The 16,618-nt window shown below is 73.6% G+C and carries 15 protein-coding genes and 1 pseudogene; 4 read left to right on the top strand and 12 right to left on the bottom strand.

Annotation, left to right across the window (positions count from 1 at the left end):
• Positions 1-805 (bottom strand): annotated as a pseudogene (locus tag C1I99_RS18600) (hypothetical protein); the annotation flags it as partial.
• A 356-nt stretch (positions 806-1,161) separates the two neighbouring features.
• Here C1I99_RS18600 and C1I99_RS18595 point away from each other — a divergent pair.
• Positions 1,162-2,211: an aldo/keto reductase gene (locus C1I99_RS18595; protein ID WP_111135492.1), complete on the top strand. Its 1,050-nt coding sequence runs from the start codon at positions 1,162-1,164 to the stop codon at positions 2,209-2,211.
• A 149-nt stretch (positions 2,212-2,360) separates the two neighbouring features.
• Positions 2,361-2,894, top strand: coding sequence for an RNA 2'-phosphotransferase (locus C1I99_RS18590; protein WP_111135491.1), 534 nt, complete (start codon positions 2,361-2,363; stop codon positions 2,892-2,894).
• Here the strand turns inward: C1I99_RS18590 and C1I99_RS18585 are convergent, their stop codons facing one another.
• From C1I99_RS18585 to C1I99_RS18575, 3 genes are all read right to left on the bottom strand, one after another.
• Positions 2,895-3,413 carry an NUDIX domain-containing protein gene (locus tag C1I99_RS18585; protein ID WP_111135490.1) on the bottom strand — a complete coding sequence of 173 codons (519 nt, stop codon included), beginning with the start codon at positions 3,411-3,413 and terminating at the stop codon, positions 2,895-2,897.
• A gap of 79 nt (positions 3,414-3,492) precedes the next feature.
• Complete coding sequence (locus C1I99_RS18580) at positions 3,493-5,556, bottom strand: amylo-alpha-1,6-glucosidase (protein ID WP_111135489.1); 2,064 nt, start codon at positions 5,554-5,556, stop codon at positions 3,493-3,495.
• Positions 5,553-5,930: an SCP2 sterol-binding domain-containing protein gene (locus C1I99_RS18575; protein WP_111135488.1), complete on the bottom strand. Its 378-nt coding sequence runs from the start codon at positions 5,928-5,930 to the stop codon at positions 5,553-5,555. Before C1I99_RS18575 ends, C1I99_RS18580 begins: the two co-directional genes overlap by 4 nt.
• Before the next feature lie 195 nt (positions 5,931-6,125).
• Between C1I99_RS18575 and C1I99_RS18570 the strand changes: the two genes are divergently transcribed.
• Positions 6,126-7,259 (top strand): carboxylate-amine ligase, encoded by a 1,134-nt coding sequence (locus C1I99_RS18570; protein ID WP_111135487.1) that lies wholly within the window; start codon positions 6,126-6,128, stop codon positions 7,257-7,259.
• Positions 7,260-7,331: 72 nt separating this feature from the next.
• On the opposite strand, the gene C1I99_RS18565 is transcribed toward C1I99_RS18570, so the two are convergent.
• A complete protein-coding gene (locus C1I99_RS18565) occupies positions 7,332-9,116 on the bottom strand; it encodes an N-acetylglutaminylglutamine amidotransferase (protein ID WP_111135486.1) in 1,785 nt (594 codons plus the stop codon).
• Between the two features lie 624 nt (positions 9,117-9,740).
• Between C1I99_RS18565 and C1I99_RS35020 the strand changes: the two genes are divergently transcribed.
• Entirely contained in the window at positions 9,741-10,034 is a 294-nt protein-coding gene (locus tag C1I99_RS35020) for an SCO4225 family membrane protein (protein WP_111135485.1), read from the top strand.
• 192 nt (positions 10,035-10,226) lie between these two features.
• On the opposite strand, the gene C1I99_RS18545 is transcribed toward C1I99_RS35020, so the two are convergent.
• From C1I99_RS18545 to C1I99_RS18515, 7 genes are all read right to left on the bottom strand, one after another.
• Positions 10,227-11,159 (bottom strand): hypothetical protein, encoded by a 933-nt coding sequence (locus tag C1I99_RS18545; RefSeq protein ID WP_111135484.1) that lies wholly within the window; start codon positions 11,157-11,159, stop codon positions 10,227-10,229.
• Positions 11,160-11,470: 311 nt separating this feature from the next.
• Complete coding sequence (locus C1I99_RS18540) at positions 11,471-12,196, bottom strand: HD domain-containing protein (RefSeq protein WP_111135483.1); 726 nt, start codon at positions 12,194-12,196, stop codon at positions 11,471-11,473.
• 7 nt (positions 12,197-12,203) lie between these two features.
• Positions 12,204-12,995 (bottom strand): hypothetical protein, encoded by a 792-nt coding sequence (locus C1I99_RS18535; protein WP_111135482.1) that lies wholly within the window; start codon positions 12,993-12,995, stop codon positions 12,204-12,206.
• Positions 12,996-13,009: 14 nt separating this feature from the next.
• Positions 13,010-13,468, bottom strand: a complete 459-nt coding sequence (locus C1I99_RS18530; protein ID WP_111135481.1) for a hypothetical protein — start codon at positions 13,466-13,468, stop codon at positions 13,010-13,012.
• Positions 13,465-14,391, bottom strand: coding sequence for a carbohydrate-binding protein (locus C1I99_RS18525; protein ID WP_111135480.1), 927 nt, complete (start codon positions 14,389-14,391; stop codon positions 13,465-13,467). Before C1I99_RS18525 ends, C1I99_RS18530 begins: the two co-directional genes overlap by 4 nt.
• Entirely contained in the window at positions 14,388-14,903 is a 516-nt protein-coding gene (locus C1I99_RS18520; RefSeq protein WP_111135479.1) for a phage tail protein, read from the bottom strand. Before C1I99_RS18520 ends, C1I99_RS18525 begins: the two co-directional genes overlap by 4 nt.
• The coding region (locus tag C1I99_RS18515; protein ID WP_111135478.1) for a baseplate J/gp47 family protein at positions 14,884-16,618 on the bottom strand (1,735 nt) is incomplete at its 5' end. The genes C1I99_RS18520 and C1I99_RS18515, both read right to left, overlap by 20 nt.

The raw sequence follows: 16,618 nt of genomic DNA, 5'->3' as shown, positions 1-16,618 counted from the left end.
GGACGCTGTCGCTGGGCGGGACCACCACGTCCCACGGATCGCGCATCCGCCGGTCCACAGTGGCGGCCGGCCCGGCGATGGCCGGCGGCTCCTCCGCCCGGTGTGGGGAGAAGATCCAGCTGCCGATCTGGTCGGTGTCGCGCCACAGGTTCACCCACCGCCAGCCCAGCCGCTCACCCACCTCGTGCAGCACCTCCTGGTCGACGTACGCGGGGAACAGCCGGGCGTAGAGGCGGCGCAGCGGCGAGCCGTAGGTGAGCAGGGCGACCCGGCGACTGATCCGCGGCGGGAGCTGGAGCACGGTCGCGGCGAGCAGCACCGAGCCGTGACTGTGCCCGGCGAGCAGCACCGCGTGCCCGTTGTCGACCAGGTAGGTGATCCGCCGGGTTAGCTCGGGCACGGCACGCTCGGCGTAGCACGGCGGCGCGAACGGGTGGGCCGACCTTGGCCAGAACGTGCCGAGGTCCCACAGCACGCCGACGTAGCGGCGGAACTCGGCGGTGCGGTAGGCGAAGATGCCACCCACCACCAGACCGAGGACGACCGCCGCGATCGCGTAGCTGCCCATCCCGATCAGGAAGTTGACCAGATCGACCGGCACTCCGGTGTACCGCTCGACCACGTCGCCGGGGTAGAGCCGCAGTAGGCCGAAGGTGCTGGTCGCCATGCCGAGTGCGGCCAGGAGGGCGTACACCGCGGTGAGCGGCTCCAGGCGCTCGGTGAACCGCGCCCGGGCGATCGCCTGCTGCACCTGTCGCAGCCGCGGCGTGGCCTCCGGCGGCGCCTGCGGGAAGTCGCGTGCCACGATCCCGGCCGCGGTCCGGAACCCCGGACACACCGTGTACCCGCAACTCCACGACCTCGGGCGACGTCGCCGCGGACGACGGCACCGGTGCCTCCGACATCGAACCCCCGAGGTGTCTCGCGGTGACCGGCCGCCGCCCGTCACGTGGCGCCCGCCGTCTGCCCGGCCCGGCACCGGTCATTCGTGACCCGGTGCTGGCGGACCGACGGCAGCCCCGAAGCCCCCGTGCGGGCGCCGGGCGGCCCCGGACGCACCCCGGGCCGCCGCCGGTGTTGACCTCCAGCGCGCTCGAACTCCTACCGTGGGCGGCACCCGCGGGCGGACCCGCCGGCCGGGGGAGAGCGAGGAGTACCAGCATGCGCTACCGGGTCCTGGGCGGCACCGGCATCGAGGTGAGCGTCTACGCGCTCGGCACCATGATGTTCGGCGCGGTCGGCAACCCCGACCACGACGACTGCGTCCGGATCGTCCACGCCGCCCTGGACCGGGGCGTCAACCTGGTGGACACCGCCGACATGTACTCCGCGGGCGAGTCGGAGCGGATCGTGGGTCGGGCGCTGCGTGGGCGGCGGGACGATGTCGTGCTCGCGACCAAGGTGCATTTCCCGATGGGTGAGGGGCGCAACCGGGGCGGCAACTCGCGGCGGTGGATCCTGCGGGCGGTGCACGAGAGCCTGCGTCGCCTCGACACCGACTGGATCGACCTCTACCAGGTCCACCGCCCGGACCACACCACCGACGTCGAGGAGACCCTCGGGGTGCTGAGTGACCTGGTGCGGGCGGGCACCATCCGGGCCTTCGGCTGCTCGACGTTCCCCGCCGAGGAGATCGTCGAGGCGCGGCACGTCGCCGAGCGGCGCGGCCTGGGGCGGTTCCGCACCGAGCAGCCGCCGTACTCGCTGCTGGCCCGGGGGATCGAGGCCGACGTGCTGCCGGTCTGCCAGCGCCACGGGATGGGCGTGCTGGTGTGGAGCCCGCTCGCCGCCGGCTTCCTCTCCGGCCGGTACCGGCAGGGCCGCCCGGTGGACCTCACCGCCGGCCGGCCCGCGCTGACCCCGGCCCGCTTCGACCCCGCGGCGCCTGGCAACGCGGCGAAGTACGCCGCCGTCGAGCAGTTGGCGGAGCTGGCCGGCGAGCTCGGTACCACCCTGCCGGAGCTGGCCCTGGCGTTCCCCGTCGCCCATCCGGCGGTCACCTCGGCGATCCTCGGCCCGCGAACCATGGACCAGTTGGACGCCCTGCTGGCCGGCGCCGCGCTGACCCTCGACGACGCGACGTTGGACCGGATCGACGAGATCGTGCCGCCCGGCACCAACCTGTACGCCCCGGACGGCGTCTGGCGTCCGCTCGCGCTGTCCGACCCGTCGCGTCGCCGGCGCCCGCCCGCCGACCGCGCCGCCGCCTGACCGACGCCGGCCCGCCCGCCCGTGTCGACGCCGGCCCGCCGACCGTGCCGCCGCCTGACCGACGCCGGGCCGTCGGGAGCCGCGCCCAGGCCGCACCGCTGAGGTGACATCCCGTCCCCGGGCCTGACGTCGGTGAGGACAATATCGGGGTGGATCCTGCTCTGGTCAGGTTGAGCAAGCGGATGTCGCTGGCGTTGCGGCACGATCCGGGGCGGTTCGGGCTGGCTCCCGACCGCGCCGGCTGGGTGCCGGTCACGGAGCTGCTGGCCGCGCTGCGGATCGACCGCGCCGAGTTCGATGCCGTGGTGACCGGCAACGACAAGCAACGGTTCGCGGTCGAGCGGGGCCCCGACGGGGTGGAGCGGATCCGGGCCAGCCAGGGGCATTCCATCCCGGTCGACCTCGGGCTGGCGCCGGTGACGCCGCCGGACCGGCTCTACCACGGCACCGGCGCCGCCGCCGTCGACTCCATCCGGGCCGCCGGCCTGCACCGGGGCGCCCGGCACCACGTCCACCTCTCCCCGGACGTGGAGACCGCCCGGCGGGTGGGCGCCCGCCGGCAGGGTCCCGTCGTGGTCCTCACCGTGGACGCGGCGGCCATGGTCCGCGACGGCCACCTCTTCTACCGCAGCGCCAACGGGGTGTGGCTGACCGACGCGGTGCCGGCCGAGTACCTCACCTGATCAGCGTCGCCCGGCATGCCCGGCGAGGAAGTCCGCCAGTACCCGGGTGTGCGTGGAGAACGCCAGGTCGGTCGGCTCGGTGAGCACCAGCCACTCGGTCGCCTCCTCGGTCGGCGCCGACGGCGGCAGGTCGTCGGCCGGCCGCTCGGGCAGCGTGCCGAAGACCATCATGGTGCCGCCGGCCGGCGCGCTGTGCACCGCGAAGAGCCGGGCGTCGGCGGGGTCGGCGAGCAGGCCGGTCTCCTCCCGCAGTTCCCGGACCAGGGCGTCCTGCCACTGCTCGCCGTACTCGATGAACCCGCCGGGCAGCGCGAGCAGCCCGCGCGCCGGCTCGATGTCCCGGCGGACGACGACCACGCCCAGGCCCACGGCCGTGCGCACCGGCAGCACCGCCACCGCGACCGGCAGCGGGTTGCGCCACACGGTCTGCCCGCAGACCGGGCAGAGACGCGGCCATCCGGCCGCCGCCGGGTAGGACGCCCCGCAGAAGGAGCAGTGCGAGTACGGCACGCCGGTCATGCCGCAGCACGTTACCCGCACCGGATTCCGCCCGGCCCGAGGCGGTTGGTCCGGGTGATCAGGCCGTCGTGCGGCCCATTTACGCCACGGGTGATGTCCGGGCGCCGGGGTGGACGGTCCCGATCGCATCCATCCGGCCCCACCGTCCCGGAATGTCGAGCAGCTCGATCCGGCCGAACCGGGCCGGCACCTCCGGCGCCACCACCAGGTACTCGCCGTACGGCTCCAGGCCGAGCAGCGTCCGCAGCAGCAGGAAGGTCGCGCCGGTGGCCAGCGCCTGCGGGCTGTTCGCCGTGGGATAGCGCACCGGGTACCGGGTCAGCTCCCGGTCGAAGCCGGCGAACGCCTCGGGCATCCGGCCGTCGAAGTACGCGGAGGCGGCGATGATCCCCTCCGCGATCACCCCGGCCTCGCGGCGGTAGCCGTAGCGGCGCAGCCCCCACGCGATCAGCGCGTTGTCGAACGGCCACACCGTGCCGACGTGGTAGCCGAGCGGGTTGTACCGGCCCTGGCCGGCGCCCAGCGTCCGCACCCCCCAGCCGGAGAAGAGCGCCGGGCCGAGCAGGTGCTCCACGATCTTCCCGGCCCGGGCCTCGTCCACGATGCCGCTCCAGAGCAGGTGGCCGATGTTCGACGACAGGGCGTCGACCCGCTCGCCGTCGCCATCGAGGGCGAGCGCGTAGTACTCGCCGTCGGCGATCCAGAAGTCCCGGTTGAAGCGCCGCTTGAGCTCCGCCGCCTCCCGCTCCAGGCGGTCCGCGTACGCCGGGTCGTGCCAGATCTCGCGGGCCAGCCGGGCGCCACGTCGCTTGGCGTCGTACGCGTACCCCTGCAACTCGCAGGTCGCCCGGGGCTGGCCGGGAAGCCGGCCGTCGCGGTAGGAGATCGCGTCGGGGGAGTCCTTCCAGCACTGGTTCACCAGGCCGGTCCGCTCGTTGCGGCGCTGGTACCAGACGTACCCGTCGCCCCGGATGTCGCCGTACTCGTCGATCCACCGCAACGCCGCCCGCGCCTCGGCCTCGAACTCCCGGACCAGGTCGACGTCGCCGGTCCAGCGCTCGTACTCGTCGAGCAGGATGACGTAGAGCGGGGTGACGTCGGCGCTGCCGAAGTACGGCGACAGCGGGTGTTCCTCGAACGCCGCCATCTCCCCGTACCGGAACTCCCGCAGGATCTTGCCAGGCTCCTCCTCGCGGAAGTCGTCGAGGACGGTGCTCTGGTCGATGCCGAGCATGCGCAGCGTGGCGGCGGCGAGTTCGGGGACGACCGGGAGCGCTTGCAGGCTGGTCAGGACACTGTCCCGACCCGTGATGGTGGCGGCCCAGGGCAGGCCGGCGGCGGGCATCGCCTGGGTCGGCAGGGTCAGCGGTGAGTAGCGCAGGCCGGCGAGATCCACCAGGCTGCGCTGGTAGGTGTGGGTCATGGTGTCCCAGTCGCAGCTCAACCGGGGCGCGTTGGTCAGCCACCGCCGCAGGTCGCGGCGCAGCTCCGGTCGGCCGGGCCGGCGCCGGCGGTGCAGCCGGTTCCGGACGTCCTCGCCGTCCGGGCGCAGCACCCGCCCCGTGACGTGGAGTGTCGTGGTCCACCGGGCGTTGCGGTCGAGCCGGACGCGGAAGGTGAGCCCCCGCTCGTCGATCTCCACCGGGTCGTCCGCGCTGATCGTCGTCTCCCGCCAGAACCGCTCCCGCACGTAGCCCAGCCGCAGGTGCCCCTCCTCCACCCGCCGGTACAACCGCCCGGGGGCGACACGTCGCTGCTCCACGGCGAGCACGGGGGCGAAGTCGCTGTCGACCTCGATGTGGAGGACGTACTCGGCCGCCGTCGGACAGTGGTTGAGCACGGTGAGGCGCTCCTCGAAGCTAATGCCGGCGATCGAGCGCTCCCGGATCACCGACACCTTCGCGTCCACGTAGTGGGTCGGGGTGCCGGGCACCAGGAAGAACCGGGCCTCGAAGTAGTGCGGCTCGTGCACGGCCAGCGGGTGCAGCCGTTCCCCGTTGACGCTGAGCACCCAGCGGGACAGGAAGCGGGTGTCCAGCTCGAAGAACCCGCACGGGTTGGTGCGCACGTCGATGATGTCCCCGTTGTCCTCGCTGAGCACGAAGATGTTGCCGTCCAGGATCCGGATCCGGTCCGAGGTCACCGCACCTCCCGGCTGATCGGGGGGACGGACCGGGGGTGCCGGGCGCCGGGCGGCGGGTCGAACAGCCGCTCCAGCAGCAGGACGAACCGGAACCGGCCCTCGGCGGTGATGTCGTTGCGCAGCCAGGCCGGCAGCGGTTTGACCTCGCCGCGGGCCATCCGCTCGAAGAGCTGCTCGTCGGCGCCGATCACGGCGTCCGCGGCGGCCTTCTCCCTCGACACCCGCACCTGACCGTGGGTGATGGTGACCAGCCAGTGGTCGACGCCGCCGGGGCGGGTGAGGTCGAAGCGGATCGTGCCGCTGGTCTTGCGCAGCAGGCGTTCGTGCCCGTGGCGGCCGAGCTGGGCGAAGAATTGCGCCGTCGCGTCCGACATCCCACACCCCCTCGAGAGTCGGCCGGGCACGATCCAAACTGTACCCGGAATGCCCGGTATGCGACGCTCGTTCCAGGCCGGCTCAGCCACCCGCCCGGCGCGGCGGGGCGTTTCCCGCCCGGACGGTCGGGAACCCCGGTGTCATCGGCCGTGCGGCGCCCGGCGCGCCGCCCGAGGAACGGACGCCGAGCGCCCATGACGTACCGCCCGCCACCTGCCATCGCGGTGCCCGACCTGACGCTCACCCTCGGGGTGGAGGAGGAGTACCTGCTGCTCGCCCCGGAGACCGGGGAGAGCCTGCCGGTCGCCGACCGGGTGCGCACCGCCCTGCCCGGGGCGGCCCGCGAGCAGAGCCGCCAGGAGTTCCGGCACAGCATGGTCGAGATGGTCACCCCGGTCACCGCCGACCTGGCCGAGCTGCGCCGGTGCCTGGCGGCGCAGCGGCGCACCGCGGCCGAGGCGGCCGAGGCCGCCGGGGCGCGACTGGTGGCGGTGGGCGCCACCCCCGTGCACGAGCCGCACCGGACGGTCCCGGACGAACCGCGCTACCACGCCATGTCCCGACGGTTCGGGCCGGTGGCGCACGACCCGGCGGTCTGCGGCTGCCACGTGCACGTCGGCGTGCCGGACCGCGAGCTGGCCGTGCAGGTCTGCAACCAGCTGCGCCCCTGGCTGCCCGTGGTGCAGGCGATCACCGCCAACTCGCCGCTGCACGACGGCCGGGACACCGGGCACGCCAGCTGGCGGTCGATGCAGCTGCAACGCTGGCCCAGCATCGGTCCCACCCCGCACTTCGAGTCCGCCGCCGACTACGACCGCACGGTGGCGGACCTGATCGCCGCCGGCGTCATGCTCGACGCCGGCATGGTCTACTGGTACGCCCGCCCGTCGGTCACCTACCCCACGGTGGAGATCCGGGTCGGTGACGTCTGCCCCACCGTGGACGACACGGTGCTGGTCGCCGGACTGGTCCGGGCGCTGGTCGCGACGATGGTCGACCAGGTCCGCGTCGGGGTGCTCGCGCCCCGGATCCGGGGCTGCCTGGTCGCCGCGGCGCACTGGCGGGCCGCCCACGACGGCCTCGACGGCGACCTGATCGACCTGCGTGCCGGCGGCGCCCGGCCGGCCTGGGACCTCGTCGACGAGCTGCTCGCCACGGTCACGCCCGCGTTGGTACGCCACGGAGACCTGCACCACGTCCGCGACCAGCTCACCCGGTTGCGCCGCGACGGCAACGGCGCGACCCGGCAGCGGCGCGTCATGACGGAGACCGGCGGGGACATCCGCGCCGTGCTGGACCACCTCACCGCACAGACCGCCGCCGGCTGACCGCCGCCGGGTGACCGCCGAGGGCGCCGGCGGGGACGCGGCCACGACCCGTACGCGGGGCCCGCGTACGGGTCACCGGATGTCGTGCGCCTGGAGCCACAGCTCCAGCAGGCCGAGCTGCCAGAGCTTGTTGCTGCCGGCGGCGGCCTCGGCCCGGTCCGGCTCGGCGAGCAGCTCGGCGACGTACTCGCGACGGAACAGGCCGCGCTCGCGGGCCGCGGGCGCAGCGAGGGCCTCGGTGACCAACCGCCGCACCGGGCCGTCGACGGTGCGCAGCGCGGGCACCGGGAAGTAGCCCTTCGGCCGGTCGACCACCTCGGCCGGTAGCACCTCCCGGGCGACGTCCTTGAGCACGCCCTTGCCGCCCTGGCCGAGCTTGTGCTCCGGCGGGCACGCCGCCGCCAGCGCGACCAGGTCCTGGTCCAGGAACGGCGTCCGCACCTCCAGCCCCCAGGCCATGCTCATGCTGTCCACCCGCTTGACCGGGTCGTCGGGGAGCAGCAGGTGCGTGTCCAGGCGCAGCACCGCGTCCAGCGCAGTCTCCGCCCCGGGCGCGGCCAGGTGCGCGGCGACCAGCTCCCGGCTGGCATCCCGGTCGAGCGCGTACGCCGGCGCGACGACCCGGTTCAGCTCGGTGTGGTCGCGGTCGAAGAACGCCGCCGCGAACACCTCCGCCGCGTCGTCCCGGGCCACCCCGGCCAGCGGCCGGTGGTAGCGGTAGCCGGCGAAGACCTCGTCGGCGCCCTGGCCGGACTGGGCCACCTTGACGTGCCGGGCGACGTGCTCGGACAGCAGGTGGAAGGCGACCACGTCGTGGCTGCCCATCGGCTCGGTCATCGCGGTGACCGCCCGCCGCACCGCCGGAACCAGGTCGTCGTCCGCCAGCCGGATCCGGTGGTGGTCGGTGGCGAAGGCGCGGGCGACCAGGTCGGAGTAGCCGAACTCGTCGCCGGTCTCACCACCACGACCGGCGAAGCCGATGCTGAACGTTCGCAGCTGCTGCTGCCCCGCCTCGGCCAGCAACGCCACGATCAGGCTGGAGTCCAGCCCGCCGGAGAGCAACACGCCGACCGGGACGTCGGCGACCAGCCGCCGCCGTACCGCCGTGCGCAGCGCGTCGCCGACCGCAACCTGCCAGTCCCGGGCGTCGAGGCCGGCGCGGGCCGGGTCGCGGGCGTAGTCGGGACGCCAGTAGATGAGCTCCCGCGCCTGCCCGTCCGCCTCCACCACGCGCAGGGTGGCCGGGGGGAGCTTGCGCACCCCGCGCAGGATGGTCCGCGGCGCCGGCACGATCGAGTGCCACGACAGGTAGTGGTGCAGCGCCACCGGGTCGACGCCGGTGTCCACGTCGCCGGCGCGCAGCAGCGCCGGCAGGGTGGAGGCGAAACGGAGCCGGCCGGGTGCCTCGGCGAGGTAGAGCGGCTTGATGCCGAGCCGGTCCCGGGCCAGCACCAGGCGGCGCCGCCGCCGGTCCACCAGAGCCACCGCGAACATGCCGACCAGGTGGTCGACGAACCGTTCCCCCCACTGCGCGTACGCCACCAGGATCACCTCGGTGTCGCCGGTCGAGTGGAAGGTGTGGCCGGCGGCGCGCAGCTCCTCGCGCAGCTCCGGGTAGTTGTAGACGCAGCCGTTGAAGACCAGCCCGAGCCCCAGGTCCGCGCGCACCATCGGCTGCGCCCCGGCGTCGGATAGGTCGATGACGGTCAGCCGGCGGTGCCCGAGGGCCACCCAGCCGTCGCTCCACAGGCCCTCGCCGTCGGGTCCCCGGGGACGCATCGTCCCGGTCATCCGGGTCACCGCGCCGGCGTCCGGTGTGCCGCCGTTGAACCTCGCCTCGCCGCTGATGCCGCACATGGTCAGCGGTCACCGGCCGTTCCGGGGCAGCGGGCGCACCGTCACCACTCGTCGGATCACCTCGCAAGGGGCGGACCGTCGCGGGGTCCGGTCCCGTCGGGTAGGACGGGCGGCACGACTACCCGCCCCCGCCGCGACCAAACCCGCCGCCGGACGGCTGCTCGGCGCGCTGCGCGTCAGGTCCGCCCACGTTCAAGGCGCTGCGTAACGTCAGCTTCTGCCCGCGGAAGATCGGCAGGACCGTCGCAGCCGCGCTGGTGCTGCTGCACCTCGAACACGGTCGCACCACATGGTCACCGAGCGCCACGCGACCCTTGCCCGGAAAGTCTCATCTGGTCGACTACGAGGGTCGGCCGAAGCGCCGTACATCGCCACTGGCTATCTGTCGATGCGAACAAAGGAGGTAGTAGACGACCTCTTCTACACGACCTTCAGACCACACCTTCCCGGCGTACTCGGGATAGGTTCGTTGGATGTGTTATACGGACGCCTGGGTCTATCGTCAAGGCGTGCGCACTGGCGACCCGAATACGGTAAGTAGGCGTACGGACTCACGGAGTGTTGCGCGGGTCAAGAGTGAACTGTTCCACGGCCCCGGGCACAAGGCGACAGAAGGGCTACCCCATGCGACTCCTGCGCAAGGCGGCAGCGGGTTACAGCAACGGAATCAGCGCGCTGGCGATCTCTGGCAGCTACGCTACGATTGTGCTTGGCGCTTTCGGATTCGTGGTAATCGCAAACCTCCTTGGGCCCGGAAGTATGGCTGGGATATGGCTAGTCATGGCCACTTTGCCTAGCTCCCTGCTGATCCAATTCATCCCGGCAGAGGGAGACCCATATAGCTTGTTCCTCACACTCGGCGGGTTGGCGCAGGCCTGGCTCCTGTGGATTGGTCTACGCGGCAAGCGGCTGTCTTGATTCGGGGGCGACGGTCCCTCTCGGTCACCGCCGCTGTTCTTCGCCCGGCGCAGATCGGATGCCGCCCTTTGGGGGCAACGGTGACCAGTTCTACGCCAAGGCAGGTGAGCAGATAGCCCTTCCGGAGCGGCGAACCGACCGCCCCAGGGCCGAGTTCCTGGAGTGGCACCTCGACACAGTTTCCAAAGCGGCCTAGCCACCTTGCCGTGGTCGGTCGGAGGCACCTGTGGAGCCATGTGCTGCCGTCGGAGCAGTCGGCCGCTTGGACGCCTCTTCAGCCTGGCCCTGCGAGCCACCGGGGAGGATGTCCAGCGAGGTGAGCGGTTCGAAGATGCTGTCGTTGCTCAGCCTGTCGCGAAGCAGGTCCTCCACCCACTGCACGGCAGCCTGCTGTAGGGACATCATGTGCCGCAGGGCGTCGGTCAAGTCCTGGTCTTCGGTCGCGCCGCCGGTCACGGGGCTATCGAGGTGCTCGTTCAGGATCGCCACCCAGCGCCGGCTGAGCCGTTCGGCGTACTGGGCCCGCCGCAGCTGCTCGTCGTACTGGCATTCCAGGGCGATGCGGCGTTTCCAGTGCGGCTGGAGGGCCTGCCTCACCCGCGGGTCGAGTCGCACCCAGGCGCCGGGCTCGCAGGTGACGGCCACGTCGCCGCGCTCGAAGCGCCACGGGCCCCGCTCGGCGAGTGCCTGCTGGAGCGTCACCTCCAGGTCGCCCGCCTGGTGTGGCGCGACGTCCCGGGCCCGCTCCGCCGCGAGTCGGGTCAGCCGCTCGATCGCCTGCGGCAGGAAGTACTGCGCGTACCAGCTCAACACCTCCGGACGCAGACCCTCCGACGACCAGGTGAAGGTCGCGCGGACGTGGAAGTTGAACACGTAGCCGCGGGCGGGAACCGTGATCGGCGCTGGCGGGTCGCGCTGTTCGGTGAGGCGGCCGGGCGGGGCCGGTGGCGGGTACGGTGCCGGATAGGGTTCCTGGTCCTGCAGGTAGGCGACCAGTCGTCGCCAGCGCCGCGCCAACCAGCGCCCGGTGCCGACGCTCGCCGTCCAGAGCGTGACCAGGCTGCGGGTGCCCCGCTGTCGCCACCGTCCAACGGACGTCGACTCCGGGTCGGAGGCGTCCGTCATGTCACCCCTCCCCTCGTCACCGGTTCAATCCGCCAACCCGGTCCGCCGGCACCCCGACGAGCGGCCGGTGGCGGGATTGTGGACTGAGGGTGCTGCCGCGCGAGGGGTGCGCCGACCAGCGCCAACTCGCCGCCTGTCGGCGGTGCGTTGATGGTCCGTGCTCTCACGCTAACAGGGGGTGCTCGATCCGGGCGCAGCCGCGCCGGGGCGAGGCCGGGTTCCGGGACGACGGTGACCACCGGCGACGGGCCGCCGGACACCCCGGCCGGGCACCCCGGGCGACGATCGGGGGGTCCGCCTCCGGTGGCCGGTCAGTGCGGCGCGGGCTGGTCGAGGATCGCGCTGAAGCGCTCCTCGGCCAGGTCCAGCTGGTCGAGGATGTGCCGCTTCACCGGTGGCGACAGCGGGGTGTCCGGCCGGGTGATGAGTTCCCGGAACACCGGCACCAGCGGTCGGTACTTGCGGGCCGAGGAGGTCACCTTCGGCCCGGTGGTGTGGATGACGCCCACGCCGTTGTCGGTGAAGTCGGAGACCTTGATGACCCGTGCCCACGGTTCGCGGTCCAGGCTGGCCGCCACGTGCTCGCGGTACTGCGCGTGCCTGTCCCGTCCCGGGTCGTACGCCGGGTTGGTGACCGCGGCGACCAGGCGGGCCACCCGTGGGCCGAACCGCTCGGCGAGGGCGGCCAGCGCGGCCGCCGTACGGTCGTCGCCGCCCCGGTCGCCGGCCAGCTCGGCGGGGTGGTCCTCCACCGCGTCGTGCAGCAGACCGGCGACGATCACGTCGACGTCGCGGACCTGGTAGTGGTGCATCATCCGGATCGCCACCCGGAGCAGGTGGTTGAGGTAGGGCTCGCGGACCCGCCGGTCGTCGCGGTGCAGCTCGGCGGCGAGGTCGAGGGCCTCGGTGAGCCGGCGCCGCGCGGCGTCGTCGAAGGCGCGGACCTCCAACCGGAACCGGGCCAGCAGCCCCGGCTCGCCGTGGATCTCGGTGATCGCGTGCATCGGCATGGTGGCCAGGTGGGCGGGGAACTCCATGCGCCACTTATAGCCGATCTTCACCACGTCGCGGCCCGCCGCGTCCACCATCCGACGCGGTGGCGGTGACCCGCACCGCCTTGACGATGGCCGGGATCGAGCCGATCAGCAGCACCAGCCCCCAGACGACCGCGACCACGGCGAAGACCAGCGCGCCGAGGTCGTCGAGGATGCTGACCAGGATGACGGGCACCAGCTGGTGCAGGAACTCCAGCACGACCGTGCAGAGCAGCGTGGTGAGGGCCAGCAGCACCAGACCCTTGTTCTGCAGGAAGCGGGGTTGGGCCGCCACCAGCAGGCCGGCCCAGGCGAGTTTGAGCAGCAGCACCAGGCCGAGCACGAGCGCCGCGTCGCCGACCGGGAAGAACCCCCACACTGCCAGGTAGGCCAGCGTGCCGAACGGGGGCGCCAGGAACAGCGACACCATGACGGTGAGTTCGACGAACGAGACCAGCAGCGCGACGAACGCCACGATGATCAGGACGATCGAGAAGACCAGCGTCGCCACGCCCTGCACCCGCCCCTGGACCCGGTCCGGCAGCACCAGGCTCAGGCAGTACAGCCCGGTGGTCCAGACCGCCACCGCGTCGACCAGCGCCAGGTACCCGATGCCCCGCCCGGACGGCTCCTCGACCGCGGACCCGACGGTGATCGGCACGTCCAGGTCGGCGGCGCTGTCCCGCAGCGCCGCGCTGGCGTCCCCGCCGCCGACGAGCAGCCCGGCGCCGAGCTCGACGCCGGCGGCCAGCCCGATGGCGAGCATCGCCAGCAGCAGGAACGGCTTGCGCAACGCGCCCATGCGGGCCTCCTCGGTCAGGACGGGGCGACGGTGACCGTGCAGCTGGTCTGGTTCAGGCACTGCACCAGCACGTCGGTCGGCCGGTCGACGGCGACCCGAGCCACCGCTCCGCCGCCGTCCGCCGGCTGGGCGTCGTCGGTGACGGCGACGTCGGCGTCCCCGGGCAGCCGCACCGCCACGGAGAAGGCGTCCGGGCTGCGCAGGACCAGGATCCGGAGCCCGCCCGGGTCGGCGACGCGCAGCACGCAGCGGCCGACGACGACGATCTCACCGGTGGCGGCGGCGCAGTCCGCGCGTACCGTCGCGGGGTCCACCGCGGACCACGCGCCGACGAGCCGGCCCAGCCCGTCGACCAGGCCGTGCCGGGCCCCGGGCACGCCCCGGTCGTCCCGGCCCGCGCCGACCGCGACCACGAAGAGCGCCACCAGCAGCACGCCCAGCGCCGCGAGCAGGGCCTTCTGCCGTCCGCTCATCGCTGGGCCGCCGCCACGACCTCGGTGAACCGGATCGCGTCGACACCGGCGAAGTAGCGGTCGGTGCCCTGGGTCTTGCCGACCACCACCAGGGTGACCCGGTGCGGGCCCTTAGTCAGCCGGACGGTGCCCACGTCGACCCAGTCGGTCTTGACGACCGTCGGGGTGAAGCCCAGAAAGGCGTCGCCGACCGGGGCGCCGTCGACGGTGAACACGGTGTTGGCGTAGTCGAACGAGGTGGTGCGGACGGTGGCGAACCGCCAGGTGCCGTCGGCGGGGATGTCCACGGTCACGCTGACCTGGTCGCCGATCGCCAGGCCCTGGAAGAACAGCTGCGCGTTCTCCGACCAGACCACGCCGCAGCAGTTGCCCTGCACCACCACCCGCGCCGCCGTGCCCTGCGGCGACTCCACCACCGCCGCCGGCACCAGGCTCTCCGCCTCGACGGTGACCACCCGCGGTTCGCCCGGCGGCACCGCGCCGTCGCGGGTGACCAGGAAGACCACCACCGCCGAGACGACCAGCACCAGCGCCGCCGCCGCGGCGATCCAGGGCCAAGGCGTACGCCGGGGCGGGGCGACCGCCCGGACCTCGTAGGTGACCCGGCCGCTGGAGCGGGAACTCTCCTCCGGGGCGGTGTTCGCCGAGTACGCGAACCCGGTCATGTCGTAGCGGCGGGGCGCGGTGCCGGGCGGCACGGCCAGCCGGACCAGGAAGGACACCGAGCCCTGCCCGGGCACCACCCGCTGCGGTTCGGTGACGGTGAACCAGGTGCGTTGCGAGCCCTCCCCGGGGGCGACGTCGAAGACCACGGTGTCCGGGGCGTCGCCCGGGTTGGAGACGGTGAAGGTCAGCTCGCCGGTGTTGCGGGCGTCCAGGGTGAACTGTTCGGCGGCGGCGACGACGGCCCACTCGGTGGTCATGGTGGCTCCTCTGCGACGACGATCTCGGCGGTGGCCGACGCGGGCTTCTCCGCCTCGACGATGCGGGTGATCACAGCGAGCTGGGCGGCCGCGGCCGGCGGCACCGTGACCACGACGTGGAACGGCCGCTCGGCGGGCTCGTGCAGGGTGAAGCCGGTCAGCCCGGTGGCCACCTCGAGGGCGCGCCGCATGCCGTACGGGGTGCCGCGCCAGCGGGCCAGCAGCGCGCCGTGGGCGACCAGGTCCCGCAGCCGGCCCAGCGGCAGCGGCGGCGGGGCGTCCGGCCGGGGCGCGGCGACCACGTGGTCCATCGCCACCCAGCGGGTCAGGTACGCGACCAGCGGCTCCGGCGTCCGGTACGGGTCGAACAGGGCGTCCACCTGGGCCAGCACCGCCTCGTCCGGGGCGTGCAGCGCCTCCATCACGTCCAGCAGCGCCCACAGCACGCTGCCCGGCACGCACGCCCGCTGGTACGCCGCGGGCAGCAGCCGCTCAATGGCCGCTCGTTGCATCCTGCCGCACCACCTCGATGTCGTGCTCGCCGGAGCAGAGCAGCCAGGTGTCCGGGACGGTCACCACGTCGGCGGTGGCCTGGTTGGCGCTGGCCGACCAGTCGACCGCGTCGGCGCTGCGGTGCACGCCCCGCTCGCCGCCGGCGAGGATCAGCCGGTCCGGCCCGCCGGTCGCGGCGACCGCGTCGACCGGGACGAACCGGGAGCGGTCCCGCAGCGGCAGCCCGCAGTTGACCATCACCGGCGCCCACTGCGGCGTGGCGGCGAGCGTGTCCAGCCGCAGTACCCCGCCGCTCTGCGTCGCGGCGACCGCCAGCTGGCCGGTGAAGGCGAGGTCCCGGCAGGTGCCGCCGATCCAGCCCGCCTGCACCGGCTGCCACTTCACGTCGGACTCGAACAGCCGGGTGCGGTAGCAGCCCTGGCCGGGCTTCTTCGGGTCCGGCTCGCCGGCGCCGCTCCACAGCAGGGTGGCCGGCCCGTCGTACTGCACGGCGAGCACCCGGTTGTCCACATTGGCCAGGCCGACGTGCACGAAGCTGCCCGGCCGGCCGGCGGTGGTGGACAGGTAGACGCCGAACCCGGCCTGCGCGGCGACCGCCACCCCGGGCGCGCCCCGCTCGGAGACGAACGCCCGTACCGCGTAGAACCCGCGGTCGGCGTCGGCCGGATCGACCAGGATCTGCAGGGGCACCGCGCCGGGCAGCAGGGACACCTCGTACAGCCCGGTGTCGGTGGCGACCAGCAGCGCGCCGGCGCCGTCCCGGTCGATCCAGGCCAGGTCGGAGATCCGGGAGTCCAGGTCGGCCAGCAGCGACCAGGTCTCGCCCAGGTCGGTGCTCAGGTGCACCCGGGATCCGCCGGCAGCCCGGACGGTGACCACCGCCACCGAACCGGGCCGGGGCACGATGCCCGGGCGGGCCGGTGCGGGGGCGGGCGCCACCCGCAGCACGGTCTCCCCGTCGAAGCGGCCCGTCGGCTCCCAGCCCGCCCCGGCGTTGGTGGAGCGGAACAGCACCGACTCGCGGCCGGCGTACCAGGTCCGCGGCTGGTACTGGTCCACGGCGAGGGTACGGACCTGCGCGTCGGGCGCCTCGTCGACGACGAAGTGCACCGACTCCACGTAGCGCACGCCCGGCTCGGCGTGCTCCAGCAGCCGGTACACGTTGGACGCCCGCAGCGGCTCGCCGAACGCCCAGCCGGTCGGGTTGAGGGCGGTGGGCAGCGGGCTGAGCGTCTGGTGCAGCCGGTCGTGGATCCGCAGGCGTACCGCCTCGGCGTCCTCCTCCCGGCGGACCACCACCCGGGCCCGGATCGACACCGCCTTGTAGCGGGCCCACCCGGCCCGGCAGGAGGTGCCCAGCGCCCGGCGCCGCTCCAGGTCCGCCTCGACCCGTACCCGCGCCTGCTCCACCTCGTGGTCGCGCAGCACCGCCACCGGCAGCCGCCCGCCGGGCCGGGCCGCCTCCGGCACGTACGGCACCAGCACCACCTCCACCTCGCCCGGCCGGGCGAAGCTGTAGACGGCGGCCCGGGTGAACGCCCGGGCCCGGGCGACCGCGCCGGAGCCGGTGGCCAGCACCTCGAAGTCCCGGGCGGTCACCGCCCGCTGCTGGGCGAAGAACTCGTACGGGCCGCGCAGCAGCGCCGATTCCAGCGACTCCATCTCCCGCCCGCCCGCGGCCGGTGCGGGGTTGTCCACCCGCACCGGCCGCGGG

The organism is Micromonospora deserti (genome assembly GCF_003236335.1).
In the GTDB taxonomy this organism is placed as follows: domain Bacteria; phylum Actinomycetota; class Actinomycetes; order Mycobacteriales; family Micromonosporaceae; genus Micromonospora; species Micromonospora deserti.
This window is presented reverse-complemented; position numbering and strand designations above follow the sequence as displayed.

Excerpts from the sequence above, each read along its gene's own strand:
- C1I99_RS35020 (WP_111135485.1), top strand. The coding sequence starts at position 9,741 with ATGCGACTCCTGCGCAAGGCGGCAGCGGGTTACAGCAACGGAATCAGC.
- C1I99_RS18540 (WP_111135483.1), bottom strand. The coding sequence starts at position 12,196 with ATGGAGTTCCCCGCCCACCTGGCCACCATGCCGATGCACGCGATCACC.
- C1I99_RS18595 (WP_111135492.1), top strand. The coding sequence starts at position 1,162 with ATGCGCTACCGGGTCCTGGGCGGCACCGGCATCGAGGTGAGCGTCTAC.
- C1I99_RS18565 (WP_111135486.1), bottom strand. The coding sequence starts at position 9,116 with ATGTGCGGCATCAGCGGCGAGGCGAGGTTCAACGGCGGCACACCGGAC.
- C1I99_RS18520 (WP_111135479.1), bottom strand. The coding sequence starts at position 14,903 with ATGCAACGAGCGGCCATTGAGCGGCTGCTGCCCGCGGCGTACCAGCGG.
- C1I99_RS18535 (WP_111135482.1), bottom strand. The coding sequence starts at position 12,995 with ATGGGCGCGTTGCGCAAGCCGTTCCTGCTGCTGGCGATGCTCGCCATC.
- C1I99_RS18585 (WP_111135490.1), bottom strand. The coding sequence starts at position 3,413 with ATGACCGGCGTGCCGTACTCGCACTGCTCCTTCTGCGGGGCGTCCTAC.
- C1I99_RS18530 (WP_111135481.1), bottom strand. The coding sequence starts at position 13,468 with ATGAGCGGACGGCAGAAGGCCCTGCTCGCGGCGCTGGGCGTGCTGCTG.
- C1I99_RS18570 (WP_111135487.1), top strand. The coding sequence starts at position 6,126 with ATGACGTACCGCCCGCCACCTGCCATCGCGGTGCCCGACCTGACGCTC.
- C1I99_RS18525 (WP_111135480.1), bottom strand. The coding sequence starts at position 14,391 with ATGACCACCGAGTGGGCCGTCGTCGCCGCCGCCGAACAGTTCACCCTG.
- C1I99_RS18575 (WP_111135488.1), bottom strand. The coding sequence starts at position 5,930 with ATGTCGGACGCGACGGCGCAATTCTTCGCCCAGCTCGGCCGCCACGGG.
- C1I99_RS18545 (WP_111135484.1), bottom strand. The coding sequence starts at position 11,159 with ATGACGGACGCCTCCGACCCGGAGTCGACGTCCGTTGGACGGTGGCGA.